This is a genomic window from Fictibacillus nanhaiensis (genome assembly GCF_023715445.1).
Lineage (GTDB): Bacteria > Bacillota > Bacilli > Bacillales > Fictibacillaceae > Fictibacillus > Fictibacillus nanhaiensis_D.
In genome coordinates, this window is the sequence record NZ_JAMBOD010000001.1 from 464,691 (window position 1) to 491,121 (window position 26,431).

Below are 26,431 nucleotides of genomic sequence, written 5' to 3' on the forward strand. Positions count from 1 at the left end.
AGGTAGAAATCCCCTGCTTTTTTCTCTGTACATAATCTGAAAATGACAGATTAAATCTATATCTATCTTACCACATTTCTTTCTTAACGGTCTATCGTTTCCAAAGCAGGCTCTCTTTCGCCATTAATAACTCCTTCATAATATATGCTTTTGTTTGTATACATTTTAAAGGAAGGGATCTCCAAGAAAACCTGAGATAAGATTAAAAGAATAAAATGAACAATAGCAAGCTGAATTAATATACGTTCTAGACGTTTAATAATAGTCACCTTCTTTTCGGGTGTAGTTTTCCCATTAAAAAGATAACTATTCTAGATTTGTTTTTCCTTCTTTTTCATTAGAAGCTGCTGTTCAAAACAAAATCTAATAATATGCTGTCTTGCTTTTTGATCAATATTTTCAAACTGAAGCGGTGCTCTTTGTCTGTCTTTTGCATGCCCATCCAAAATCCTCAAAACATTACATGTAAGGTCGAGGTAAATTTTTTCACCGGATTGCATAGGCAGAACGGTTAAACATTCCAGCATATCTCCCTTTGAAACAGTGTGCTTAAGAGGCAAAGACAGCAGCATTCCCCCTGCACTTAGATCAAGTACCACTGAATTAAATGGAGGATACAAGTCATCTGAATTTTTTACGGCTGTGTCGAGCAGCGTTTCTACCCTTACAAACTCTCTTCGCTGAATTTTATGTATTTCTTCTTCTTTAGGTAAAGTAATGATCAATACAGGAATCTTTTCGATTTTCCTGCCAAGCAGTTCGGTACGGAAAGTGAATACATTTTTTTCTTTGTCAACATAAGAGGCTTTGAACTGTGTTCCATCAAAAAAATACTCAGTCCTGTTGGTCGCCTCATTGCTTGGATAATCAATATAAAGTTTGTCACCTTTCACTTCACATATTTTGCATCTGTACTTATCTTTTTTATCGGAAAATAACGGTTCCAAATATAAAGGTTCACCTACAGCAATCATAAATCTTTCCTCCAAAAAATTGCATTTCTATAGCTTTACCTTATTATGACAGTTATTAAAAAAAAGAAAAAGCAAAATTTCAAAAAGCGAAATTTTGCTTGTGTATTTTTAGATTTCATTATAAGAAGGTTCCGCTTCTTTGAGTTTTTTCACTTCTTCTTCATTTCCATTTTCTGCATTAATAAACACTTGATATGTTTCATTTCCAAGTACTCCAAGGAATTCGTAGCAGAACACTTCTTCATTTATATCATTTTTGATTAATGCCTTGCTTACTTCTTTCACTTCAAACTTTGGATTCAAATTTGTCCTTGCTTCTTTTTCCGAAATTTTGAATGTAGGAATTCGTCTATCTTGATGCGCCAGCAGGAAGTCAGTACCTTCATAACCCATAATATCTCCGTTGTCGAGGGCAACTTTTATAGTAACAACTTCAGGATAGATTCTTACATCATCTTGCAGTCGTGCGTATGTGAAAACAGCAATATTCTCATATTGATCACTCGATACCATTTCCATCTTGCTGTCCATATGTTTTTTCAGAAAGTCTTCAGCCTGGAACATCGCATCATTTAAGGATATTTTCGCTTTACCCACATTTCGGTCATAAAGTACCCAAAGCGGGTAGCCGCCTTTTTTTGTTAAGTCCATATACGTTGTGCCTTTTGTATCAGGGTTGTAAAGAGTTAGCGAATACGCATCATATTTTGCACCTTTGCCTGATTTTTCAACTGTTATCTTAACGTTTTTCTTAAGATCGAAAAAATCAATCGCAATATTCTTAGCTTCTTCTTTTGTAATTTCTTTTCCTTTTAGCTGGCTGAGATTACGGTTTTGCATCTTCATCATGTTGGATACTTCAGGTCCAAAATCAACCTCTGAGTATCCTTCAACCGTTTTATCAACAGTTTTAAACCCATCAATTATTGTATTATCTTCATTTGTTTTATTTGTAGCGAGAGCCATCTCAACATCCATCCAGCGCAAATTGTTCTTTTGAGCCAATGATTCTGTTTTCCTGAGCTCATTTTGAATTTCTGATGCATTTGCGTATAGATCTTTCAATGTTTTATATTCTTTATCACTAAGTGGTTTTTTATCTAGATCCCGAACTGCTGTTCTGTAACTGAACTCTCCCATCTTAGATAAAAATTGTTCTGTTTTAGTAAAAGGAAGGAGAGCTAATGGAAGCTGGCCAACATCATTATGAGCTTCAGATGTTAATCTCCAAACTTGAGCTAATGCCGGTGAAAGCTGGTTTCTTGAGTTCATAGCCAGCGTTTCTCCGATTTTGTCATGAAGCGCATCAACATGGAAATTCAGATCATGGAAAGCCCGTTGGTAGTTATTTTCTGCTTGTAAGAGAATAGCATTTTTGTCTTGGTGCTCTGTATAGCCCCAATAACCGGTTCCTGCTACAGCAACGAACAACAGTACGATAAGGATTGTGCGTATCATTTTATATATTCACCCCTTTTTTAGTTGCAAAAAATATGCTTTCCGATTTTTTTGATTTGAGGACGGCCCCAAATCCAGCCAGATGTTGCAGTATCAGGATTAAAGTAATAAATAGCTTCACCTGTTGGATCCCAGCCATTTAATGCATCCATAACAGCTTTTCTCGCCTGCTGATTCGGCGTTAAGTAAATTTGCCCGTCCGCAACTGCCGTAAAAGCACGTGGTTCAAAGATTACTCCAGAAACCGTTTTAGGAAATCGAGAATCCGCCACACGGTTAATAATTACTGCCGCAACTGCTACTTGTCCGATATATGGCTCGCCCCTTGCTTCACCATATACAGCATTGGCCATTAAATTAATATCATTTTGCGAGTATCCATCAGGAATATTTTTCGCAGGCTTTACTTGTGCCGGTTTAGCCGCAGCTTGTCCCCCGCCTTTTGCAGGTCCAGCTTTTGACTGTTTACTCTTTGGAACGCCGCCATAGTGTGTAAACTTTTTTCCTTCTTTGATCTGTTTATTTACCCAAGCTTTATCATACTTAGAAGCTTTTACAAGCTTTTGCTTTGTTGTACCTCCTGCTAAACCATCAATTTTCATGCCAAACTCATATTGAAAGTTTCTTAAAGCCCAGTAGGTTCGCCATCCAAAAACACCGTCAATCGGGCCTGTATAAAAACCTAAATATTGTAGCCGGGACTGTAATTCGACTACGTCTTCTCCCGTTGCTCCTTGTTGTATGACTTGGTTTGAAAACGCATGTGCATTGTTTTGACCAAATCCAGCAAATAGCCCGAAACAAAGGGCGATTATACAAAACATTCCCTTTATGTAAGCTGAATTTCTTTTCATGAGAAAGTTAGCCTCCTGTAATTTTAATCTCCATTTCTTGTTATACATGTATCATTTGTAATCCGGTTATTTTTATTCAATTTCAAAGTCTCATTGTTGATAAAACAAAAAAAGACCGGTTAGATACCGGTCTTAGCGTCAGCGTTACGATATGGAGCTAATGAGGAATTCGCAAGTCTTACTTTTCGAAGTGCGAACCACCACAAGAAAATCATGAATGGGAACATATAGAAGAAAATATATTTTGTACTTGATAGGAGCAAAAAGTTAAATGTTCCATGTAACAGAACGGGAACAATTAGTGAAAGACTTATATAGACAGCTTTTTTCCTTCCAAATGAAAACTTTCCTTTTCCGAGATAAAAGCCCATGATTACTCCGAACAATGCATGGCCGCTTACTGGAAGCAGGGCACGGATCAAAGCTTCTTCTATACCAAACGTATATAGATAAAAAATGTTTTCGAGCGATGCAAATCCTAGTGATAATGCTGTAGCATATACAATTCCATCATAAGGCTCGTTAAACTCTTCATGAAGATATGCACCATAAAAAATTAAGAACCATTTTAAAAATTCCTCAAGTGAACCGCTAACTAAAAATGCATCAGCAAATAAAGGGATGTTCATCTCTTCCTTGAATCCATACTGAAGGACCATAACAGGAAATACGAGAAGAACCCCAAATATATAGACCTTTACCACTAAAGATAAAGGTTCAGTTTCATATTTATCTTTCAGGTAAAAAAATGATAATAGAGCAATAGCCGGAGCCACCGCTGCAGAAATTACAGCCAGCATGTCCTGCCTCTTTTCTACTGTTTTTTTCTATCGTAACATGATATTTTAAGAAGTGGAATAGAGAACAATAAGAATAAGGAGGGCGGCAATATTGAAAAAAATATTACTGATTCATACTGGCGGAACGATAGCAATGGAAGAAAATAAAAACACAGGCGGAGTAAACACGAAAGAAACTCACCCGCTGGAGGCAACAATTTCAGAAATGTCCGATATCGCTGAAATTGTTGTAAAAAATTACGTGAACCTGCCTTCTCCTCATATCACACCTGTTCATATGCTTGAGCTTGCAGCTTTTATTAACGAGCAGATCAGCGTTGATCAATACGATGGTATCGTAATCACACACGGGACAGATACATTAGAAGAAACAGCTTATGTACTGGATCTTATATTAGAAATCCCTATGCCTGTTATAGTTACAGGTGCCATGCGTTCTAGCAATGAACATGGCTCTGACGGACCCTACAATCTAATTTCATCTGTAAGGGTCGCATGTGAACACCAATCCTTGGATAAAGGTGTCTTAGTGGTATTCAATGACGAGATACATGCTGCAAAAAACGTAACAAAAACACATACGAGCAACATCGCGACTTTCCAAAGCCCGCAATACGGGCCGATCGGTATCGTAACAAAAAGAGGTGTGCTTTTTCACCATACTCCTCTTCAATCGAGCCGTTTTCACGTAAAGCAATTCTCCAAAAATGTAATTTTATTAAAAGCTTATGCTGGAATGGATGGAGAATTGATTAAAGCTGCAGCAAAAGCTGCAGATGGCGTTGTGATCGAAGCCCTTGGACAAGGCAATATGCCTCCAGCAACAGTTCCTGCCATCAAGGAGCTTATCTCCCACCAGATTCCAGTTGTTCTCGTATCGAGATGCTTCAACGGAATTGCACAGGATATCTATTCATACGAAGGCGGCGGAAAACATTTAAAGGAGCTCGGCGTAATCTTTTCGAACGGTTTAAACGGACAAAAAGCTAGATTAAAACTGATGATTGCACTTGAGAATAAGAATTCATCAGAAAAATTACAGCAGCTGTTTCTGGAATAGCAGCAGATGACTGAACATATCCGTCTCTAAAATCCATAATTCAGTGCAAAGCATGCTAAATAGGAATAAACCTCAGAATTAGTTATAAATTTTCTAAATAAGGAAAATGTATAAAATTAGATACAGAAATTTTTCCATAAGCAAAAAGCCGTAATCCTTAATTGGATTAACGGCTTTTTTCTCGTTCAAGTATCGTATTTGCGATTATGTCCCCATGAAATCTTCCATTTTCAATAAAGATTTCGTTAGCATTGTTTCCTGCGGCAATCACACCTGCAATAAACAGTCCTTCCACATTTGTTTCCATTGTTCCTTCAGAAAAATACGGCCGTCCGGTTTCCTTATCTATGTTAACACCCATATTTGAGATAAAATCGTGATCGGGATGGTAGCCGGTCATAGCAAATACAGCATGAACCGGAAAGTAAGCTTCTTCATCGTTTACTTCAACAATAATCCCGTCTTCAGTGATCTCTTTGGCACATGCTTCAAACGTCATTTTTATGGTTCCTGCCTTTACACACGCTTCAAATTCAGGCAGAACCCACGGTTTAATGCTGGGAGAGTAATCACTGCCCCTATAAAAAACGTGAGGACGCGCTCCTGCTTTCTGCAGCTCCAAAGCCGCATCAATCGCGGAATTCTTGCCTCCGATTACGGCTACATCCAAACCATAGTAAGGGTGTCCTTCTTTAAAATAATGATGTACATGAGGCTGGTCTTCTCCCTTAATGTTCATCATGTTCGGGTTATCATAATAACCCGTTGCGATAATAACGTACTTTGCCTCATAGCAGGTTTCTTCTTTTTTCTGGTTAACCGTTTTAATCGTAAACGTTCCATCATCTTTTTTTATTACAGATTCAGCTTTTTCAAAAGTACGGATTTTAATCTCGTTTCTTTTTACAACTTCTCTATAGTAAGTCAATGCATGAATTCTCTTTGGTTTTCTTTGTTCATAAACAAAAGGAAAACCGCCAATTTCCAGCTTTTCACTTGAACTAAAAAACGTTTGATGTGTCGGGTATTGATAAATGGTATTAACAACGTTTCCTTTTTCGATCACACAATACGATATACCTATTTTTTGAAGCGCCACTGCAGCAGCCAAGCCGCATGGTCCGCCTCCTATTATACAAACATCTACATTCACTTCTTCACCACTCCAAAATACTCATCATGTCTTTATACTGCCAAATAAAAAATCTCCTATCATCATATGATAGGAGATTTGTATTTGGATTGCAAAATATTAAATCCAGCCTCTGAAACGTGATGCTTCAGCCATTTTACGAACACCAACCATATAAGCGGCTAGTCTCATGTTAACTTTTCTGTTCATAGCAGTTGTATAAACCGTTTCAAACGATTTAACCATCACTTTTTCAAGCTTTGTTTCTACTTCTTCTTCTGTCCAGTAGTAACCTTGATTGTTTTGAACCCACTCGAAGTAAGAAACTGTTACTCCGCCCGCACTCGCTAATACGTCAGGCACAAGGAGAATTCCTCGTTCTGACAAGATTCTTGTCGCTTCAAGAGTCGTCGGCCCGTTAGCTGCTTCGACAACGATCGTTGCTTTAATCTGGTGTGCGTTTTTCTCTGTAATCTGATTTTCAATCGCAGCAGGAACTAGAATATCACAATCAAGTTCTAACAGTTCTTGATTTGTAATGGTATCTTTAAATAATTTCGTTACTGTACCAAAGCTGTCTCTGCGTTCAAGCAAGTAATCGATATCAAGCCCTTCAGGATCATGCAGACCGCCGTATGCATCTGAAATCGCAATTACTTTAGCTCCAGCATCGTGCATGAATTTAGCAAGGAAGCTTCCTGCATTACCAAATCCTTGTACAACTACACGAGCACCTTCCAGCTGAATGCCTCGTTTAGCAGCAGCTTCTCTAATACAAATCGTAACACCTTTTGCTGTAGCCGTTTCACGTCCGTGAGAGCCACCAAGAACAAGAGGTTTACCAGTGATGAATCCAGGTGAATCAAACTCCCTGATTCTGCTGTATTCATCCATCATCCAAGCCATAATCTGCGAATTAGTAAATACATCTGGAGCAGGGATATCTTTTGTAGGTCCTACAAGCTGACTGATAGCTCGTACATATCCGCGGCTCAACCTTTCAAGCTCTCTGAAAGACATCGTACGCGGATCACAGATGATCCCGCCTTTACCGCCGCCGTATGGCAGATCTACAATTCCTGCTTTTAAACTCATCCAAATTGATAGCGCTTTTACTTCTGTTTCTGATACATTCGGATGAAAACGAACGCCGCCCTTTGTTGGACCAACAGCATCATTGTGCTGGGCACGATATCCTGTAAAAATTGTAGTGCTTCCATCATCCATTTTCACCGGTATACGAACAGTTAGCATACGGATCGGCTCTTTAAGCAACTCATAAACTTCGGAAGAATATCCTAATTTATCGAGCGCATCCGCTATAACGGATTGCGTGGATTTGAGCACATTGTCATTTTCATGATGATTGTCGGATTTTTGGTCTGTTGTATTTTGGGCTGTCATTTGTTTACCTCCCATATTTGTCACCTCTAAAGTTTAGTCAAGCTTCAGTGACAGTATACACCTTTGCAAGACTATTGAGAAGAAAAATTTAGTGAATTTCACCTAAAAAGAAAACGCTTTCTTAATCACATACTGTTACGAAAATACCTAATATTCTGCCAATATACCTAAACCTTGAGTTTGTCCTGTTTCTTATGGAAAACAACCCCACCCTATAAAAAGATGAGGCAAAAGCAGTGCTTTATTTCTTAAGAGAAAGTTCTATTAATTTTTCGATCATTGTAGGGTAATCCATTCCAACCTCTTTTGCTGCATCTGGAAAAAGACTTGTCGGTGTCATACCCGGCAGTGTGTTCACTTCTAATATTACAGGCTCGGAACCATCGTGAGGAACGATGAAATCCACACGCGAATAGACTTCGCACCCTAAAACTTCATGGGCAGCTACTGCTTGTTTTTGCAATAATGCTGTAGTTTTCTCATCCAGTCTTGCAGGAACGTAGTGGATGCTTCCACCTTCTGCATATTTGGATTCATAGTCATAATAAGCATTCTTTGGCTCAATCTCAACGACCGGCAAAGCCTTCATTTGGCCATGCTCACCCATAACAGCAACGGTGACTTCTTTCCCGCTCACAAACTGCTCAACAAGAATCGTGTCATCATGCATAAATGCTTCAGCGATCCCTTTTAGAAGCTCTTCCCTATTTTGCGCAATTGTTAACCCTATTGTTGAACCTTCCCGGTTTGGCTTTACTACGGCTGGAAAATCAAATGATAGGTCAGTCTGATCTTCGTTGTACGACTTTCTATATAATACTTTTTCCTTAGCGATATTAATGCCTGCTTCTTTAAAGAACTGCTTTGATTTAGCTTTATCCATTGCTATTCCAGAGGCAAGAGCTCCGGATCCTACATAAGGAATATTCAGCATATCCAGAAGTCCCTGAAGACGTCCGTCCTCACCATACTTCCCATGAAGTCCTAAGAAAACCACATCTGCTTCCAGATCTAGCAGCTCATGTAACCGTGATGGATGGAAGTCAATTCCGATTACCTCATGTCCTTTGCTTTCTAGGGCAGCGATAATTTGTTTTCCAGTAGATAGTGATACTTCTCTTTCAGCAGATACTCCGCCAAATAAAACTGCAATTTTCATTTTTATGGTCACTCCTAGCCCAAAAGGTTATGTATTTATTATATTCTGTACCGGTTTTACGGTTCAGCCTGATAAAAAAATATTACTAATCATAACACGTTTTTTCTCAATTCAGTAAGAATAAATATAAATGAGGACGCAGAATTTTGCGCCCTCCTTTTGATTTGTTATTTAAAATAACGGTACAGCTCTTTTATCGCTTCCGTTTTCATCAGTTCTTTTCCATATTCGACTACTCTGTAGCTTGTTATTGTTGACGAACTGCCAAATTCAGCGAGAACTGCAATAAATAAGTCTAGATCTAGCGGTTTAACTTCTTCCTCTTCAAACTTTAAGTAAAAATGATTATTAAAAGAGAACAATCTGCCACCCGTAATGTCTAACGAGTGAAGACGTTTTGCTAAAAGAATAACATCCTCAAATGATGTAAATTCATAAAATATCTCATCATTCTCGTCAAGGGTTACTTGCATCTCTATATAATCTTCATCATAATCTTCTTCAAGGTCATACTCATTAATGCCTTTCGTAACAATAACAACCATACCTTGAGCAGGAAGCGAAAAAACTTCAACCGCAATAGGACCGTCAGCTTTAAACCCAACCTCATCATCAGCTTCAGTCATCATATCACGGAAAAGCTGATGTACTTTCGGAATGTCCTGCCATATTTCTTCCTTTGAAATACCACGTTCATTCAGGTCATCAAAAGTTAGGAAGATTTTTATTTTATTATAGGTTAACCGTTCTACCCGCATCTCTGGTCCCCCTTACGATCGGCGCTATTATGTCTTAATAACAATATATGAGTTTGTGAAAAGTTGGTGATTAACAAACAAGCCAAATAGCATAACCATCTTTATTTATTTTTTAGCCTTTTGGAAATCCAGCCTTCCCATTCCGCTTTTGTATGGCCTATTAAAAGGTCGCTGTAATTCTCTTGAACTTCCGAAGATAAATGAGTGACTGCTGAACCTCCGACACCAAAAGCTGTTTCCGGGAACTTTTGATAAAGACGTTCAGCCCATTTGAGTGTCTTTATTGCTGGTTCCACTATCGTACACGATAGAAACACCATCCGTGGTTCAACTTCTTTTATCACCGTCTCAAAGTCCGCTTCAGGAATACCGTGACCTAAGTAGATAACCTCAAAACCTTTACGCCTTAAAAACAGCGTAAACATCAGAAGCCCTAATTCATGTTCTTCTTCTATTCCACAGCCCGCAATCACTTTTGGCAAGTATGGGTCAGAAGGAAGCCACTGCATAAGTTGTCCAATTTTAGTCCTTAAAAAGGAAGAAGTAAAGTGTTCGTGTGCGACAGTAATTTTTTGTTCTTCCCAAAGATGGCCTACCTGTACTAATAATGTACCCAAAATATCTATTATGACTTTTTCCAAATTATACATACTGAATGCCTGACTCAATAGATCGTTAGCTTTCTTTTCTTCAAATGCAAGTAAAGCATCAAGAATCATATTTGACACTTCAGCAGCACGATCTGTATTTTCATTTGAAAACGGTACAGATTCTTTATAAAGTTCCCCATTTTGGGCTACGTCAACCGCCTGGCTTATTGTAAAGCCTTGATTAACTTTATTCACGAGCCATTTTAATATGTATACTTGTTCATCGGTATATAAGCGATGACCAGCTTCATTTCGGTGAGGCTGGACGATAGAATAGCGTCTTTCCCAAGCTCTCAATGTACCCGCTTGTATGCCGAGCATTTTGGAGACCGCTTTTATGTTGTACTTTCCTTCACAAGACATCGCACTTCCTCCAAAAAATAAGTTAAGAAGAGTATATCTGAAAAAACATTGTACTGTAAACTTTTTGCCTAGTTGAGTGTAATTAAATGTGCTTCACATGGAGCTCCAAAACGAAGCGGCAGATGTGTGGCGCCAAACCCATTGCTAACTAATAACAAATAATAACCTTCATCATACCAGCCGCCTTTTTTGGCGATGCCTAAGGGACCTAATCGAATCTGACCGCCGTGAGTATGTCCTGACAACACTAATCGAATTTGATAATCCGGCTTTATTTTTCTTGAAATATCAGGATTATGACTGATTAGGATCCTGCATGAAGAACGGCAATTCATCAGTGCATCTTCTACATTATCTTTTCGAAAAGAAAGGTCATTCACACCAGCAATATCGACCATTTCATCTTCTCTTTCAAGACTGATACACGAGTTGTCCAGGATCGAAACACCATTATCCGTAAGAGTCTGTTTTAAAAGATTGGTATCTACATCATAGTCATTATTTCCCCAAACAAAATAAACCGGACCAATTTCAGACAGCATTCTTATGTTAGCTTCCACCCGGTCCATCTGAACTCCTCTTTCAACCAAATCTCCTCCGATGATTACAATATCTGCTTTCCCAGCTTGGTTGAGAACGATATCCGTTACTACCCGTTTGTGTAAATCTGAGATGAAGAAGATTTTAAAATTCTTAAAAGAAGCGGGGAGTTTGTCCATTTTTATCACTTCAAAACTAACACGATTCCGATGCGCTTCGGTATACATATATAGTAAGAGAATGATCGCAGCTAATATAAGAAAAATATAAATCATTATTCCCTCCTGAAAATGTTTAGGCGATCATACCACAAAAGCGTGTATGGTCATAAAAAAGCGTTTGTTCACCTTTAATTTTTTGAATATTTAAAAAGTATTTGTTGAAAAATTTGTAAATTTAACGTATGATTAATTTACATGAAGAACAAAAAAATTAGAGAGGAATAACATCATGACATTAACTAAATTGAAAAATAAATCTCTCGTGACTGATCTGGACTTATCATATAGCATGCGCCTTGGCCTGCCAATTGAAGTATACTGTCCTGAAAAACATCAAACCATCGCATTTGGAAGGATTGATCATTTCTGTGAGATGACAGTAATCATTCAAGGTCAGCGTCACGATAGAAATTCTTGTTTGTTTTTCGGCTGTCCCTGCCAATAAAATCATTTATGGAAGATATTAATGTTGTATTCTTTTTTCATAAATTCGTACACAATATGCCTCTTATTCCATTGCTCCTCATCACTCCACCATTCTTCATTTCGATTAATAAAATCTGAACGAATTGCTTCGAATTCATCGTCTGCTTTCTTGTATTTCTTCTTCATCCAAATCATATGAAAACTAGAGAAAATAACAAAAACTGTACAAATCCAAACCATTTCATCACCAAATAACACGGTAAGAGGATTAACATAAGGTGCTGTGTCAGGGAGTTTATAGAAATAAAGATATACCAACGTGGCTATAACAACGAAGATCATTGATAGTCCCCACTGATTCATGGTTTTTTTCCATCTGTCTTTTTCAGCTTTTTTCTCGACCAGCTGAGCTAGTACTATGCTTGTCAGTTCATTTACAAAAGGCTTTATCTTCCAATGATTCAATGCATTCATATACAAAACCTCCTGTAGTATAACTATGCCTATACAAGCAGATTCATGCTTTCATATAAAACAAAGAAAGACCGCCAGGATCATGCCATCTCCTGACGGTTTTTATCGTTCGATTTTTACCTGTTCAACTCCCTTTTTGTCCTCACTGTGAACAGGAACAGATACTTTTCCCGACCAATACTTGTAGGTTACAGTCAGTCCGATCAACAGGATAAAAGTACAAAGCAGAAGCCTCGTTAGCCAAAAGACAGACTTTCTTGCTTCTTTCTTGTCTTTTTCTTTCTTTTTTAGATCACTTCTTTTCCTTCCGTGCACTTCACTTCTTGAAGGTAATGTTTCGATTTGATTTCTGCTAACTTCAACCGCTTTTTCCCTTAGATGTTCCGCCTGATCTTTTCCCACTTCATTTCACACCCCATTATCACTGTCTTTCATTTCTCTTTTTTGTTCTCTTGCAATCCAGCTGCCCGAAAGAAAATCAATTAAGAAGTGCGCTAAAAAAGGAACCCATATCGTACCTGTTATTTCGTATAATATACCAAGCCAAAAGCTTAAAGTTGTGACTATGCCGAATAACAATGGTTTCTTAATATATCTGACATGGAGCAGTGAAAAAAGCATACTTGTAAGTACTAAACCTAACAACGATTGTAAGACTCCTCTAAATAGCCATTCCTCTGCAAACGCTATAATCCCTGTTAAAACAAAAATGTGAAGATAGGAAAGTGAACCGAAAATCTTTTCATTCATACCACCATCATCCAATGAGTCAGCAGGCAGCCTTTTTTTAAGTTCGATCGATAAAAAAGGCAAAAACAGCCCTGTTCCTATCGCTAACAGAAAATGGGTTATTGTTATTTCATCATTTAAATTCCAAGGAAATGGAACATCAAAGAAAAAAGAAATTATCATTGCGAATCCTATGAATAACCCTTGTGAAAAGTATACATTTAACAGCAGCTGCTTTGAAGTGAATTCACTCACCCAGTTACCTTCTGTAGGACTATTCATACTTTCTGATCCACTTCCTGTCTAAATAATCGTCTAAGCTCATCTTCCCAGTATAAGTCCGATTTATTTTCTTCCATTCCTCCAAAAAAGCGTGAAAGATCATCTTGGCAGCTGCTGCAGCAAGCATCCTTTTTTGATGTTCCATTCTCACCAAAGTATCTAAGCAGCATATTGCGTTTACACTCATCTCCAGTGATCCATTTTTCGATCACTCTCAATGAGTTTAATTTTTCTCTTTTTCTACCCTCAATGATTGTCTTTAGCTTTTTCGCTAAAATTGCCTTTTTCGTTTTCGTCACATCTTTTTCTAATAATACTCCCGCCTTATGAAGGTGGTATTCTAAAAATTTTTGACCCGTTTCAGATATGCCAGCCAGCTCAAGCCTGTCTTTTAAAGTTTGATCAGACAGCACCTCGGGATCTGAAAGGATATAATCTATCTGATTATCATCCGGAAGTTCACTTTCAATAAAATGAAAAGGGATCTCTAAATCCGAAGGATGGTAAAGCAATATGGCAGCTGATGATTCCATATCCCTTCCTGCTCTCCCAATTTCCTGAACATATCCCTCGATCGTTGCAGGTGTATGAAAGTGAATGACATACCGGATATCCGGTTTATTTATTCCCATTCCAAAGGCATTCGTACATACGATTAATTGAAGCTGAGAATTTAGAAACTGCTTTTGTACGAGCAATCTTTCATCCTGTTCCATGCCCCCATGGTAGAAACAAACATCAGACATCCCTCTTTCATGAAGAACAGAAACGAGCTGTTCAGCTCCTTTTCGAGTATTTGTATAAAGAATTCCCGGACCCTTCAATTTACGGATCAGTTCGATCGCTCTCTCTTGTTTTTGTTCCGCATCTGAATACAGTTCTACAAAAATGGAGATATTTGGCCGATTCACACTATGTATATGAACCTTTGGATCTTTCATTTCCAAATAGCTTTGAATATCATTCTGTACCTTTTTTGTAGCAGTTGCCGTTAAAGCAAGGCATACAGGATTCCCCATCTCCTGTTTCATCAGAGCCAAATCCAGATAATGCGGCCGGAATTCATGGCCCCATTGAGAAATACAATGAGCTTCATCCACCACAAAGAGGGACCACTTAATCGATAATAAAGCTGCACGAACAAATTTATTCTGAATAATTTCAGGACTGACAAAAACGAACTGGTAATCTTTTAGATGGGTAATGATTGATTGTTTATCAGAACGGTCTAAAAAACTGTTTAGTGCGACTGTTTTCTTAAACCCTGCTTGTTTAAACTGATCTACCTGATCCTGCATCAAAGAGACAAGCGGAGATACGATTAAGGCCCTTCCTTTTAATAAAACAGCTGCCATCTGGTAGATAAGTGTTTTGCCAGTTCCCGTCGGGAGCATGCCTAATACATCGTGACCGGAAATAATGTCTGTTAATATTTCTTTTTGTCCTTCTCTAAAAGCATCAAAACCATAATACTGTTTAAGCGCGGCTTCCAGTTGCATGTTTACCACCTTCTTTTGCCAGAACCAGTCTAATTTGCAGGTATGTTAAATGAGGAAAAGCTTCTTTGATCGGTCTTAATTTATTTTCTTTTGTTTTATTATAAAAATCGATGACCCTATCTTTTTGCTTTTCATCAATATATGGGTGAAGAGAAAACTCCGGTATTTCACGTGCGATCTCAACAAGATGATCTTCCATCGTACTTGATTTTAAGTTTCTCAATTTCATAACTTCTTGTATGTTTTTACCTCTTTGCAGCATTTGATGCGTTATCAAGGCTGATTTGGTTAAAGCGGGTACTTCGATAAAATCACCTATAAGAGAGTTTAATACCGCAAACTCTTCAGGCTTATTATCAGCTGTTTTAAACAGTTGGTGCAGAACAGCCCTGAACCGTAAAACCGTCTCTATTTTGCTTAAGCCTCTTTCTCTTGCAGACTGTTCAAACGTATTGCCTACCCTATTAAAGCCAGAAAGCTTCTTCACAAAAATTTCGTTGGACTCTGAATCAAAATCCTTCAAAATTGATAAAAGTTCATTATATAGTTTTGAGGCAGTCTTTTTTCTTTGCTGCTCAGATCTTGGATAAAGAATCTTTACCTTATCAGCCGCATCACGATCTCTAATAACCGGGGGATAATCATAGTTATCATAAAGAGAATTAGAAAGAGCCTGGACATATAAGGTTATAACCTGCCAGCATTCATGCTCGATGGAAGAATATTTTAATCCATTTAATTTCTCTAAAAATGAAAAATGCTCCTTTCGTTCAGCAAGAAATCGTTCACCTTGTTTTGTGACAATAAATATATTTTCATTTTTAAGCTCGATTATTTCCATCGAGCATAGTGTATCCAGAGCCTGATTAAATTGGTTAATAGACATCCCTTTTAATGCTGCATAATAATTCTCAATTTGAAACCATTGGCTATCGGACAATGATTGTGATGTTTTTTTTCCTGTTAATATGTAATAAATACCTGAGCTTCTTCGGCTGCCCTTTATTTTTTGCAGCACATCCGCAATAATGGCATAATAAACATCCATACTATATCACCACACTATATCTTAAATCTATTTTATCAGATTACAGGGATTTTAGAGTAAAAGTGTTATATTTTGAGGAAAGATGGGAATAAAAGATGAGATAACGATACTAATTTTCTATTGAAATATAGAGGGATACTTATTACAATATGATTAGAAGACCCTTTAATTAAAAAATGGTTAAATTTTTATGACCGGATCGTTTTCAATTCCTTAGGAGGTAATTCATTTATGCCAAAGTATACGATTGTTGACAAAGAAACTTGTATCGCATGTGGAGCATGCGGAGCTGCAGCACCAGACATTTACGATTATGACGATGAAGGAATTGCATTTGTAACTCTAGACGATAACCAAGGAATCGTTGAAATTCCAGATGTATTGTTAGAAGATATGCAAGATGCATTTGAAGGCTGCCCAACTGATTCGATTAAAGTTGCAGATGAGCCTTTTGATGGAGATGCATTAAAATTTGAATAGTATTTCATTTTAGAAAGCCCTCTTCATTTAAGAGGGTTTTTTATTTATTTTATTAAGGATGATTCTCATTGTCAATTAGTTTTCTTTGAGAAATGAAACCGCTATCTTAAAAATCATGGTTGTACCCTCTTTCATAATGTGATAAATTATCAAAATATTGATATTACTTATAAAGACATTGAGGGGTGGAAACGTGACAGCAGCCATATTGATTTGTGATGGAATAACAAGTGAAGGTATTGAACCTTTACTAAAACTTGAAGGGGTTGAACTTATCTTTGGAAAAATCGATGAAATCGAGCATCCTGAGATGATTACTGGAATTATGGTAAGAAGTGCAACCAAAATTACAGAAGAAGTGCTAGAAAAGTTCCCGGATTTAAGAATTATTGCCCGTGCTGGTGTTGGAGTAGATAATATCGATCTTACTGCAGCTACCAAAAAAGGTGTTCTTGTCGTCAATGCTCCTGAAGGCAATACGATCTCGACTGCCGAACATACTTGGGCAATGATGATGTCGTTAGTTCGTAATATCCCTCAAGCCAACCAATCTGTAAAAACCGGTGAATGGAACAGAAAAAAATATACCGGCCAAGAGCTATACCAGAAAACACTTGGAATTATCGGGATGGGGCGAATCGGTACTGAACTTGCAAAACGTGCAAAAAGTTTTTCGATGAATGTTTTAGTTTTCGATCCCTATTTTTCTTTAGAAAAGCAAAAAGAATTGTCCGTAACTTCTGTTGACTTGGATACACTTATTCAGCAAAGTGATGTTATTACTGTTCATACCCCGCTAACGAAAGACACTCGCAAACTCTTAAATCACGATAATCTGAAAGATACTAAAAAAGGTGCTTTCATCCTGAACTGTGCACGTGGCGGAATTATTGATGAGGAGGCTCTGCTGCACTACCTGGATAACGGTCACTTATCAGGATGTGCATTGGATGTTTTTGAGCAAGAACCGCCTGTCAACCGTTCTTTAATTGATCACCCAAATGTTATCGTCACTCCCCACATCGCTGCTTCTACCGTACAGGCACAAAAAAACGTAGCCTACATGGCGAGCGATGAGATTAAATCATTCATTTTAAATAAACCTTTAAAACATGCAGTGAACTTTCCATCATTATCCAAAGATACGTACGAAAAACTAATTGCGTATTATGATTTCTCCCATATACTCGGCTCGTTTACAACTCAATTTTTTAAAGAACCTGTCACCGAAATTTCAATAGGTTATGGGGGTTCACTTTCAGAAACAGATACCACTTCCCTAACAAGAAGCTTTCTTTGCGGCTTCTTGAAAACCAGACTTGACAGACCTGTTAATGATGTAAACAGTATGGTAGCCGCAAATGAACGCGGAATCGTCGTTGGGGAAAAACGAGGTACAGATGATTACGGTTATCCTAACATCATTCATGTAAAAGTAACCGGACAAAACCAAACCTTTACACTGTCTGCTACTTTAGTTAAAGGGTTTGGGGGACGAATTATTCAATTGAATGGTTACAATGTGGATTTTGTTCCTCAAGGATCTTTATTATATATCGAACATAGAGATATCCCAGGGATTATTGGTAAGGTTGGAGCCTTTTTAGGAGAACGGAATATTAACATTGCTACGATGCATGTAGGAAGAAAATCTGCAGGCGGCGAAGCTATGATGGTTCTTACATTTGATACACAGCTTCCTGAAACGATTCAAAAAGAACTGTCAGGGATAGAAGATCTGCTTGTATGTAAACCGCTGGATCTGTAAAAGAGAAACCTGTCAAACCGTGGGTTTAATTGCCATTTACTGTGGAATTCCTTACAAATACAAGAGAGATTATAAAATTAAGCTCTGCACTTAATGAAGTGCAGAGCTTTTTATTAGCCTAACTCTACTTCTTTCCGCTCTCCGCCTCTGAACGTCATCAAAGTTGTATAGCCTGTTTTTTTAGCAAGATCAATAGAAGCTTCATAGTTTTCTCCCACCTGATGCGGCTCATGTGCATCAGAAGAAAGTACGATGGGGATTCCTTTTTTATAGCAAAGTGTTAACAATTCTGGAGCAGGATACAGAATTCCGACAGGTTTTCGCAGACCAGCAGATGAAATTTCTACACATGTTTTAGAATTTTTCAATGCATCTGTTACCCGCTCATATTGTTCCATTAAAAACTCTTCGTCCTTAGGGATATAGTTAAAGATTTTCACAAGGTCAAGATGTCCGACAATATCAAAAAGGTTCGATTCAGCAAGTGTTACGATTTGGTCGTAATAAGCTCTATATGTCTCATATAAATCCCTGCGGTCCCATTCTTTTCTGTATTCCGCAAGATCAATTCCAAAATCGCCGACCCAGTGAACAGAGCCGATCACGTAATCAAACGGATAAGAAGAAATGAATGATTCCATCTCTTTATGGCTGCCGGGTGTATAGTCCATTTCGATAGACATTCTCACGTCCATTCCGAGACGGTCCGCTTTCTTAAATAAGTCCACATAGTCATCCATTGCATAATACCGTCTTTCTTCCATCCATGGCTTTGATACAATGTTTTTCGTTTCATAAAAATGATAGGCGTGTTCAGATATTCCGAATTCCTGGATACCTTGTTGCTTTGCTGTCTCAACAAATTTTGATAAATAATCGATAGACAAGGTACCCTTTTCAAGATGTGCATGGTAATCCGTTAGCATATTGGTCTCCTTTTTTAAAAAACGTTTTACCATATGTAACACGAATATCACTTTCAATCAAGCATTTATGCTCCTAGTTTTCCGCCTATAAAAAGAACACTAATGCAAAGTGTTAAAAACAGCACGGCAAAAAATCGGTTTAGATAGTCTCTCATTTTGTCCTCCTAAGTTATTAGAATCAACTTTACTATCCTATTCAGAAGAACTAAGTTTTGAACTACTATTTCAAAATTAAAATCGATAAAACGTTTAACAGGAATGAACGAAAACAAAAGAGCTGCCTAATAGGCAGCTCTTTTGTTTAAATCGTTATTAATCTGCTGTTCCATAATATAAAGCAGCGGTTTGTATAATACCAAAAAGAATACAACATTTCCAACAGCATGGTTTAAATCAAACGGGAGACCTGCCAAATAATACGGCCAAAATTTCTGCATGATGATTCCACCCATTATAGCCGACATGATGAATCCGAAAAGAAAACCGCAAAAACCCGCGTAAAAACTCAGGATCCACCACGGCAGTTTATGTCGGTATTTTCCGAGTATACCGCTTAAGACTGCGATTAGTCCCCAAGCAGCCATCTGGCCGAATGACCATAGGCCATGTCCCAGGAATAAGTTAGTAGTTAAGGTGCTTAATATAGCTAAGATAAGGCCTTGAACAGGACCAAGTACAAATGAAGCCAATATTATTATCGTTGTGTTAGGCTGTACGTTAGGTATCATTGTAAACGCGATGCGGCCCACAGTTAAAATGGCTGCAAGCAAAGCAATGATTGTAATTCTCCTAATCGTAAGTTTATTCATACTTGTGGAAATCGAATTCAACAGTATCACCTGGTTTCAGTGTGATTTCTTTTGCACCTTTCATCGCTTCTTCACCATTAACAGAAAAGAACCAAGATGTTTTATCCTGCTCGTTTCCTGCAATACCTTCAATACTGCTGATAAAAGAATCATCAAATTGAGTTTCGATCTCAAAGTTATCTTTCATTACATCCATTACGGTTGTTTCTTCCGCAATGTCAACTTTCTTTTCTGTTACCTTCTCTTTGCCATTATCTTTTGTAATTTGAACGGTAACTTGTTCTTTTTTGGTTTCTTCTGTTTTCGGCTGGTCAGAAGATTTTTGTTTCTCAGTTGTTCCACAGCCAGTCATCATCAGCATAATTGCAGCAAATACTAAAATCAGTTTTTTCATCATAAACCTCTTCCTAGTCATTGATCTGTTTTTTCTTTTGGCTGTTTTCGCAAACTTTGTTGCTCTTGAAAGGGGCTGATTTCCGCTCCAGGATGCTCGCTTTCCGCGGGGCGTGCGGTGTGCCTCCTCGGCTTTGCACCCTTAGGAGTCTCACCTTCCAGGAAATGTGCTCCTGCGTCTGAAAGCAAAACAGTCGAAGCTTGTTCCTCGTCGCATGCCTTGCATGAAGTATATCAGGTTGCGGGCACGCACCTTGCTCTCCAATCAACTTGCCAATGAAGAGAGACCCAAAAGCAACAATCTTTTAGAGAAGAGCCTTTCTTTTAATTCACCAAAAAAAATCCCCTTCGTCGTCTACGAAGGAGATTGGAATTATGGTATACAGGCAGAAAACAGCTGCCCATTGCTGGCACTGTTTAACACCCCCCCTATCCTCGTAGGTCATGTCTTGTACAATACAGGCAGGTCTCCTGGCTCTTGATCATCGTCCCCTAACGCCTTCCCGATTTAACAGTGGCTAATCATTAGGTTTCTCACAATTACAGTGGCGGGACCGCAACGGAATTTAACCGTTTTCCCTATTATGCTTGTCCGTTATGGACAGCACCTGTTTAAATACTTATGAAATTCTAATTACAAATTATATTATATCTTAATGGAGAAAATTGTGAAATCTTTTTTACCTTTCCTTATATGTTCCTTATGAAACAAGATTAATCGGGAAAGATTGATAATTTACTTCACAGTTCGAGGTATTACAAACGAGAATGTCGTACCTTCATTGTTCTTGCTATGAACATTAATTTGTCCCCCATGCGCTTCAACAATGTTTCTTGCAATGGCAAGCCCTAGTCCAGTTCCGCCAGATTTTCCCCTCGTTCTTGCTTTATCGCCTTTATAAAAACGTTCAAAAACAAAAGGAAGATCCTCTTCTTTAATGCCCGAACCATTATCTCTTATGAAAAACTTAACTGCTTTTTCGCTTGATTCGATGGAGAGCTGAACGAATCCACCATGCGAAGTATGACGGATTGCATTATCTATCAAATTCGTTAGTACTTGTTCTATACGGTCAGGATCTATTGCCATCTCTTTGTGAACTCCGGACATTTGAAGCGTCAGCTGTATATCCCTTTCTTTAGCAGGTCCCTGAAACTTACGGACAATGCGTTCTGCAAAAGGAGGAATAGCGATATTCGCAAGATGAAGCTTCATATGACCAGCTTCCAGTCTGGCAAGGTCCAGCAATTCGTTGACAAGTCTGCCCATTCTTTTTGATTCATCTAAAATAATTCCTGCGAGTTCCTTTTTTTCTTCTTCTGATTCTGCAACATCGTCTACAATTGCTTCACTATACCCTTGAAGCATTGCGATTGGAGTCTTTAACTCATGTGAAACATTGGCAACGAAATCTTCTCTTAACTTGTCCATTCTCCGCTCTTCTGTCATGTCACGTAAAACAGCTACAGCACCTCGAATTACAGATTGGTCATATAAAGGTGTCATAACGATCACCCATGATCTTCCCTGTATATCAATCTCAGTCAGCTGCTCACTTTCAAGGGAAACAACCTGCTGAAAAAGCTGAGTTACCTCTTTCGGGACATTGCCTTTTACTTCACTCTTCATACCAGATTCGTAATAAAAAGCTTGTAAAAAGCGGTCTGCTGGCGGATTAGTAACTAGAATATTCATCTTTCTGTCAAAGGTAATAACTCCATCTGCCATTGAACTCAAGATACTCGTCAGCTGTTCCTTTTCCTGGTTTAATGCAGTAATGTTATTTTTGAGCTGACGACCCATGCGGTTAAATGTCATTCCGAGTTCACCGATCTCATCATGTGTTAAGATCGGTACTTTCATATCAAATTCACCTTTTGCGACAGATGTGGCCGCTTCTCTCATCTTTCTGAGAGGAGCCGTAATTCGTGTTGATAAAAAGAAAGCAAATATGATGGTCAGTATAATGGCGATGCCAGCTGCTAAAAAGATAAGATATTTCGTATGGTTTGTAGTCTTTGTAATGTTTTCTATCGATTGGTAAACGTACACGCCGCCTTTACCATTTCCGGTTTCGTAAGGTTCTCCATAAATAATCATGGTATGTGCTGATTCTTTGCCTTCAGAGAGAACAGGAAAATCACCATTCATATAAATCTTTTTTCCGTCTTCCACAACTGACAATAATTTTTCATGATCGCTAAAAACTGAAACAGGGATGTATGGTGCATCACTAAAAGATTTAGTGGAGATAAATGATTCCTGGTTTTCATCAATAATCATAATTGACATTGAATAAGCTTCAGCCATTTCACTTGTGATCCGTATAGCCTCTTCTTTATTTTGATCATTTTCCATAATAAGAACGAGCCTGTCAGCCATTTTTGTTAATTGTTCTCTGGCCTGATTATCATAGAAATTTTCGAAGAACTGGGTAAGCAATATTGTCAGCACCGTCAATACGACCAATACCAGCAACAAAATGGTTACCGAAAGTTTGCCTACAACACTTCTCCAGATCATTCATTACCCGCCTCGAATTTATATCCTACTCCCCAAACGGTCGCAATCATAGAGGCAGCATCTGGAGAGACTTTGTTTAGTTTTTCTCGCAGCCTTTTTACATGAGTATCTACTGTTCTTAAATCTCCAAAAAACTCGTAATTCCAAACATCTTTTAAAAGCTGTTCCCGTGCGTATACTTTGTCAGGCGTTTTTGCTAAATAATAGAGCAGTTCATATTCTTTTGGAGTTAAATTCACTTCTTTCCCTCCGGCTGTCACACGATGGGCATCATGATCAATGGTTAAATGCTTAAAAACAACTATATTTTTAGCAACCGTTTCCGTTTGAAGAAACTTTGTAGGAGATGACCTTCTTAAAAGTGCCTTAACACGCAATATAACTTCTCTTGGGCTGAACGGTTTTGCAATATAGTCATCCGTTCCGGCTTCAAAGCCTTGTATCCTATTTAATTCCTCACCTTTTGCCGTAAGCATAATAACAGGTGTCGCTTTCTTTTCTCTTAGCTTTTCACAAACTTCGATTCCGTCCATACCCGGAAGCATTAAGTCCAGTAAAATCAGATCAAAATTTATGGAAACAGCCATTTGCAGTGCTTCTTCCCCATTTTCTGCTTCATGCACTTCATAGTTTTCTCTTTCTAAGTACATGGTTAATAGCTTGCGAATACGTTCTTCATCATCAACAACTAAAATCTTAGCTTCTGTATCCATTTTCAATCCTCCACATGAAATCATAGTGAAAAAATTATTCCTGATATATCCTGTTTCTATCATACATGAAGTCAACCTTTTGGAACAAACAGGACACTTTTCTATTTACTTATAAAAAAGCCCCTCTTGTTAAAGAGAGACTTTTATGAAACTTCTGTTATGCGTATGAATGCAATCCGACTAGTACAAGATTGACTGCAATAAGGTTGAATGTAATAATCCAGAATCCTAATACGCAGAGCCATGCAGACTTTTCGCCATGCCACCCTCTTGATAGTCTTAAGTGAAGAAAGGCTGCATAAAACAAGAAAGTGATTAGCGCCCAAACTTCTTTAGGATCCCAGCCCCAGAATCTAGACCAAGCCTGCTGAGCCCAGATCATAGCAAAAACTAAGGCGCCTAAAGTGAAGATCGGAAATCCGATTGCAACAGCACGATAACTGATTTCATCAAGAAGGTCAGAATTCATATTCACTTTTGGCTGAAGCGCAGCGGCGATTCTTTTTCTTAGGATTAATCGAAGCAGTCCGTATAGAATAGCGCCTGCCAAAAGAGACCAGATAAATGTATTTAATTTTTTGGAAGCATCTACACCATTCATCCATGATGGTGTGGAAAACAATGGACCAAATGCATCATCAAGCTTTGCACCATTAGCTGGCCCTGCAATTGCCGGCATTTCGTATACGACCTCAACAGCCTGGTTTTTCTCATTCATGATTTCATATTTTGCTTCATATCCAGCCCCATTAAAAGCCATGGAAACAATTATAAATCCAACAATACTTATTAAACTGTATAGGATAACTTCTAGCCATTTTGTTTTTTTAGTGGAAACGGATTGATCAACTGTACGAATCAAATAGATAAGACCAGACACAAACGAAATAGCCAGAATTCCCTCGCCTAAAGCTGCTGTTGTTACGTGAATTTTAAGCCAGTCGCTTTGCAGAGCTGGAATAAGCGGAGAGATATCTCTTGGAAACATACTCGCATAGGCAATGACAAGCAATGCAACAGGCATTGCGAATACACCTAAACCGTTCATACGATAGATCGCATATAAGATGATAAACGCAAGTACCATCATCATTCCAAAGAATGTAGTAAATTCGAATAAGTTGCTCACTGGTGCATGTCCGCTTGCAATCCATCTCGTAATGAAATAACCAAGCTGAGCTGCAAATCCAATACAAGCACTAATGAAGCCAATTTTACCCCATTTTTTTGTATGTGCTGCTTCTGAACGTTTTTTATCAGAAATAGACATTGCAAAGAAAAGGGTAGAAAATAAATAAATCATGAATGCGCTATATAAAAGCGTGCTGCTTATTTGAGCCATCCTAAACCCTCCTGCTTGAACTGTACGGTTATCGGTTATTTAGAGTTTACTTCCTTGTCGGCCAACGGCATTAGATTTGACTTGTCAGCCAAGAACTCTAAATCTTTCTTCAGACCGTACCAGTTCTTATTCGTATGAGCTGCAGCCCATACTTCTTCTTGATTTTGTTTGATCCAAATTCTTCTGTAATTCCAATACAGCCCTTGTGTAACACCGATCATAAAGATAATGCCGCCAAGTGCAATGATCCAAAGAGTATGATCTTTTCTTACGGTTAATGCCGTTAAATCTTTTGTTTCAATTCCTGCAAATGACATTTTAAACTTATTCTCACCGGCTTCAATATTCTTTTGAATTCCTACAAATGCTTTTTCTCCTTTAGGCGTTTGTGGAGAATACATGGAAAATACAAAAGCAGGGTTATCCGGCAAGTTATTTATAGTCGAAGGCTGTTTTTGTTCGTTAAGAATAAAATTCGGAAAGTACTCTTCGATCTCAACTCTATAGCCATTTCCTAAATCATACTTCTTTTCAGGTTCATGTAAATCAACAGTCAGTTTGCCGAATTTCTTCCCGGTTGACTTTTCTTCTAATTCAAAACTCATTTTGTTAAATTCATTTAACTTAAAATCAGTTTGGTAGAGTGCAAATGAGTCAAATTTAAACGGTTCATTTACACGGATTTCACCGTCTTTTACTTTTATTAGTTCAGGCTCCTCGCCAATCGTGTGATTAGGTTCGGTTTTATAAAGTGTTACGTTGCTTTGATAGTTTTTAGCTACTTCACCATCTACTGAACTAAGTGCACTATTAAACTTCTTTTCTTCCTTATCATACATCTCAAGAATAAATTCATTGTTTTCTAAGTAATATTGTCCTTCATCACTCTTCGTGCCTGGTATAGAAGCCTTCTCGCCTTCTCTTACCCACAGGACGTCATCTACATACATCCCCGGAAAGAACCTTAGCATTCCTCCAGTTAAGAAAATGATCAGTCCCACGTGATTTACATATGCTCCCCATCTAGAGAAACGGCCTTTCTCTGCAAATAGATTACCGTTTTCTTCACGGACTTTATAACGCAGGGATTCAAGTGTATATTTAACTTCTTCGATTTCAACTTCTTTGCTCACAGAGAACAAACGCTGATTTTTCATGAATTGATCATGTCTTGTAACTCTTTGTGTTTTTAAAGCTTTATATAAAGGAATTCCGCGGTCAAGACTGGCTATAATTATGGACAGTCCCAGCATTCCAAGCAGAATAATAAACCACCAAGAGCCATAAAGATTATGAAATCCCAATAAATAATAGATAAGTCCTAAAGTTCCGTATTCGCTTTCATAATGAGAGGCTGGATCAACATTTGGCGGGATAAATGTCTCTTGAGGAAATATGGTCCCGATTGCAGCTGCCACCAATATGATGACAATAAGCCAGACCCCGACTCTTACAGACGAAAAGAAATTCCAAATGTGATCAACAATTGTCTTTTTATACGTTTGAGATCTTCTGGCGCTTCCTTCATAACGCATGCTTGAGAGTACTTCAACGTCATTTTCGAGCGGTTTTCCGCAAGCTTGGCAAAGACTTGTACCGTACGGATTGGAGTGGCCGCATTCACATGTTATCGTTTGCATCTTTT

27 protein-coding genes and 1 riboswitch are annotated in these 26,431 nt (G+C 38.1%); of the genes, 4 read left to right on the forward strand and 23 right to left on the reverse strand.

What is annotated here, in order from left to right; translation table 11 throughout:
* Nucleotides 1-83: 83 nt before the first annotated feature.
* The 5 genes from M3196_RS22170 to prsW form a co-directional block, all read right to left on the reverse strand.
* The gene (locus tag M3196_RS22170; RefSeq protein WP_425310967.1) at nt 84-269 is read right to left on the reverse strand and encodes a DUF5359 family protein; all 186 of its coding nucleotides are present in this window, start codon (nt 267-269) and stop codon (nt 84-86) included.
* Nucleotides 270-311: 42 nt separating this feature from the next.
* Nucleotides 312-974, reverse strand: coding sequence for a flagellar brake protein (locus M3196_RS02405; protein WP_251320655.1), 663 nt, complete (start codon nt 972-974; stop codon nt 312-314).
* Between the two features lie 108 nt (nt 975-1,082).
* Nucleotides 1,083-2,432, reverse strand: coding sequence for a germination protein YpeB (gene ypeB / locus M3196_RS02410; RefSeq protein ID WP_251320656.1), 1,350 nt, complete (start codon nt 2,430-2,432; stop codon nt 1,083-1,085).
* A gap of 20 nt (nt 2,433-2,452) precedes the next feature.
* Nucleotides 2,453-3,286 carry a spore cortex-lytic enzyme gene (sleB, locus tag M3196_RS02415; protein WP_425310968.1) on the reverse strand — a complete coding sequence of 278 codons (834 nt, stop codon included), beginning with the start codon at nt 3,284-3,286 and terminating at the stop codon, nt 2,453-2,455.
* Nucleotides 3,287-3,405: 119 nt separating this feature from the next.
* On the reverse strand, nt 3,406-4,086 hold the full coding sequence (gene prsW / locus M3196_RS02420) for a glutamic-type intramembrane protease PrsW (protein ID WP_251320657.1): 681 nt from the start codon (nt 4,084-4,086) through the stop codon (nt 3,406-3,408).
* A 91-nt stretch (nt 4,087-4,177) separates the two neighbouring features.
* Here prsW and M3196_RS02425 point away from each other — a divergent pair, with 91 nt between their 5' ends.
* Nucleotides 4,178-5,146 (forward strand): asparaginase, encoded by a 969-nt coding sequence (locus M3196_RS02425; RefSeq protein ID WP_251320658.1) that lies wholly within the window; start codon nt 4,178-4,180, stop codon nt 5,144-5,146.
* Between the two features lie 166 nt (nt 5,147-5,312).
* Here the strand turns inward: M3196_RS02425 and M3196_RS02430 are convergent, their stop codons facing one another.
* The 6 genes from M3196_RS02430 to M3196_RS02455 form a co-directional block, all read right to left on the reverse strand.
* Nucleotides 5,313-6,299, reverse strand: a complete 987-nt coding sequence (locus M3196_RS02430; RefSeq protein WP_251320659.1) for a YpdA family putative bacillithiol disulfide reductase — start codon at nt 6,297-6,299, stop codon at nt 5,313-5,315.
* A 99-nt stretch (nt 6,300-6,398) separates the two neighbouring features.
* Entirely contained in the window at nt 6,399-7,682 is a 1,284-nt protein-coding gene (locus M3196_RS02435; protein ID WP_251320661.1) for a Glu/Leu/Phe/Val family dehydrogenase, read from the reverse strand.
* A gap of 241 nt (nt 7,683-7,923) precedes the next feature.
* Nucleotides 7,924-8,841: a D-alanine--D-alanine ligase family protein gene (locus M3196_RS02440; RefSeq protein ID WP_251320662.1), complete on the reverse strand. Its 918-nt coding sequence runs from the start codon at nt 8,839-8,841 to the stop codon at nt 7,924-7,926.
* 167 nt (nt 8,842-9,008) lie between these two features.
* Complete coding sequence (locus tag M3196_RS02445) at nt 9,009-9,599, reverse strand: genetic competence negative regulator (protein WP_251320664.1); 591 nt, start codon at nt 9,597-9,599, stop codon at nt 9,009-9,011.
* A 101-nt stretch (nt 9,600-9,700) separates the two neighbouring features.
* The gene (locus M3196_RS02450; RefSeq protein ID WP_251320665.1) at nt 9,701-10,612 is read right to left on the reverse strand and encodes a MerR family transcriptional regulator; all 912 of its coding nucleotides are present in this window, start codon (nt 10,610-10,612) and stop codon (nt 9,701-9,703) included.
* A 68-nt stretch (nt 10,613-10,680) separates the two neighbouring features.
* On the reverse strand, nt 10,681-11,427 hold the full coding sequence (locus tag M3196_RS02455) for a metallophosphoesterase (protein WP_251320666.1): 747 nt from the start codon (nt 11,425-11,427) through the stop codon (nt 10,681-10,683).
* A 175-nt stretch (nt 11,428-11,602) separates the two neighbouring features.
* On the opposite strand from M3196_RS02455, the gene M3196_RS02460 reads away from it, so the two are divergent.
* The gene (locus M3196_RS02460; RefSeq protein WP_251320667.1) at nt 11,603-11,818 is read left to right on the forward strand and encodes a hypothetical protein; all 216 of its coding nucleotides are present in this window, start codon (nt 11,603-11,605) and stop codon (nt 11,816-11,818) included.
* Nucleotides 11,819-11,820: 2 nt separating this feature from the next.
* Here M3196_RS02460 and M3196_RS02465 read toward each other — a convergent pair whose 3' ends face one another.
* The 5 genes from M3196_RS02465 to M3196_RS02485 form a co-directional block, all read right to left on the reverse strand.
* Nucleotides 11,821-12,273: a DUF2663 family protein gene (locus M3196_RS02465; RefSeq protein ID WP_251320668.1), complete on the reverse strand. Its 453-nt coding sequence runs from the start codon at nt 12,271-12,273 to the stop codon at nt 11,821-11,823.
* A 102-nt stretch (nt 12,274-12,375) separates the two neighbouring features.
* Nucleotides 12,376-12,675 (reverse strand): hypothetical protein, encoded by a 300-nt coding sequence (locus tag M3196_RS02470; RefSeq protein WP_251320670.1) that lies wholly within the window; start codon nt 12,673-12,675, stop codon nt 12,376-12,378.
* 6 nt (nt 12,676-12,681) lie between these two features.
* Complete coding sequence (locus tag M3196_RS02475) at nt 12,682-13,284, reverse strand: CPBP family intramembrane glutamic endopeptidase (RefSeq protein ID WP_251320671.1); 603 nt, start codon at nt 13,282-13,284, stop codon at nt 12,682-12,684.
* Nucleotides 13,281-14,783: a RecQ family ATP-dependent DNA helicase gene (locus M3196_RS02480; RefSeq protein ID WP_251320673.1), complete on the reverse strand. Its 1,503-nt coding sequence runs from the start codon at nt 14,781-14,783 to the stop codon at nt 13,281-13,283. The genes M3196_RS02475 and M3196_RS02480 overlap by 4 nt, the downstream gene beginning before the upstream one ends.
* Nucleotides 14,761-15,831: a helix-turn-helix domain-containing protein gene (locus M3196_RS02485; RefSeq protein ID WP_251320675.1), complete on the reverse strand. Its 1,071-nt coding sequence runs from the start codon at nt 15,829-15,831 to the stop codon at nt 14,761-14,763. Before M3196_RS02485 ends, M3196_RS02480 begins: the two co-directional genes overlap by 23 nt.
* Before the next feature lie 231 nt (nt 15,832-16,062).
* On the opposite strand from M3196_RS02485, the gene M3196_RS02490 reads away from it, so the two are divergent.
* Nucleotides 16,063-16,311 carry a ferredoxin gene (locus M3196_RS02490; RefSeq protein WP_251320676.1) on the forward strand — a complete coding sequence of 83 codons (249 nt, stop codon included), beginning with the start codon at nt 16,063-16,065 and terminating at the stop codon, nt 16,309-16,311.
* A gap of 193 nt (nt 16,312-16,504) precedes the next feature.
* The gene (gene serA / locus M3196_RS02495; RefSeq protein ID WP_251320678.1) at nt 16,505-18,079 is read left to right on the forward strand and encodes a phosphoglycerate dehydrogenase; all 1,575 of its coding nucleotides are present in this window, start codon (nt 16,505-16,507) and stop codon (nt 18,077-18,079) included.
* Between the two features lie 113 nt (nt 18,080-18,192).
* On the opposite strand, the gene M3196_RS02500 is transcribed toward serA, so the two are convergent.
* From M3196_RS02500 to resB, 7 genes are all read right to left on the reverse strand, one after another.
* The gene (locus tag M3196_RS02500; protein WP_251320680.1) at nt 18,193-19,005 is read right to left on the reverse strand and encodes a histidinol-phosphatase; all 813 of its coding nucleotides are present in this window, start codon (nt 19,003-19,005) and stop codon (nt 18,193-18,195) included.
* Nucleotides 19,006-19,286: 281 nt separating this feature from the next.
* The gene (locus tag M3196_RS02505; RefSeq protein ID WP_251320682.1) at nt 19,287-19,835 is read right to left on the reverse strand and encodes an ECF transporter S component; all 549 of its coding nucleotides are present in this window, start codon (nt 19,833-19,835) and stop codon (nt 19,287-19,289) included.
* Entirely contained in the window at nt 19,807-20,211 is a 405-nt protein-coding gene (locus M3196_RS02510; protein ID WP_251320683.1) for a DUF4430 domain-containing protein, read from the reverse strand. The genes M3196_RS02505 and M3196_RS02510 overlap by 29 nt, the downstream gene beginning before the upstream one ends.
* Before the next feature lie 440 nt (nt 20,212-20,651).
* Nucleotides 20,652-20,834, reverse strand: a riboswitch (cobalamin riboswitch).
* Nucleotides 20,835-20,943: 109 nt separating this feature from the next.
* On the reverse strand, nt 20,944-22,731 hold the full coding sequence (locus M3196_RS02515; protein WP_251320685.1) for an ATP-binding protein: 1,788 nt from the start codon (nt 22,729-22,731) through the stop codon (nt 20,944-20,946).
* Nucleotides 22,728-23,444, reverse strand: a complete 717-nt coding sequence (locus M3196_RS02520; protein ID WP_251320686.1) for a response regulator transcription factor — start codon at nt 23,442-23,444, stop codon at nt 22,728-22,730. The genes M3196_RS02515 and M3196_RS02520 overlap by 4 nt, the downstream gene beginning before the upstream one ends.
* Before the next feature lie 157 nt (nt 23,445-23,601).
* The gene (gene ccsB, locus M3196_RS02525) at nt 23,602-24,786 is read right to left on the reverse strand and encodes a c-type cytochrome biogenesis protein CcsB (protein WP_251320687.1); all 1,185 of its coding nucleotides are present in this window, start codon (nt 24,784-24,786) and stop codon (nt 23,602-23,604) included.
* Nucleotides 24,787-24,821: 35 nt separating this feature from the next.
* On the reverse strand, nt 24,822-26,426 hold the full coding sequence (gene resB / locus M3196_RS02530; protein WP_251320688.1) for a cytochrome c biogenesis protein ResB: 1,605 nt from the start codon (nt 26,424-26,426) through the stop codon (nt 24,822-24,824).
* Nucleotides 26,427-26,431 lie beyond the last annotated feature (5 nt).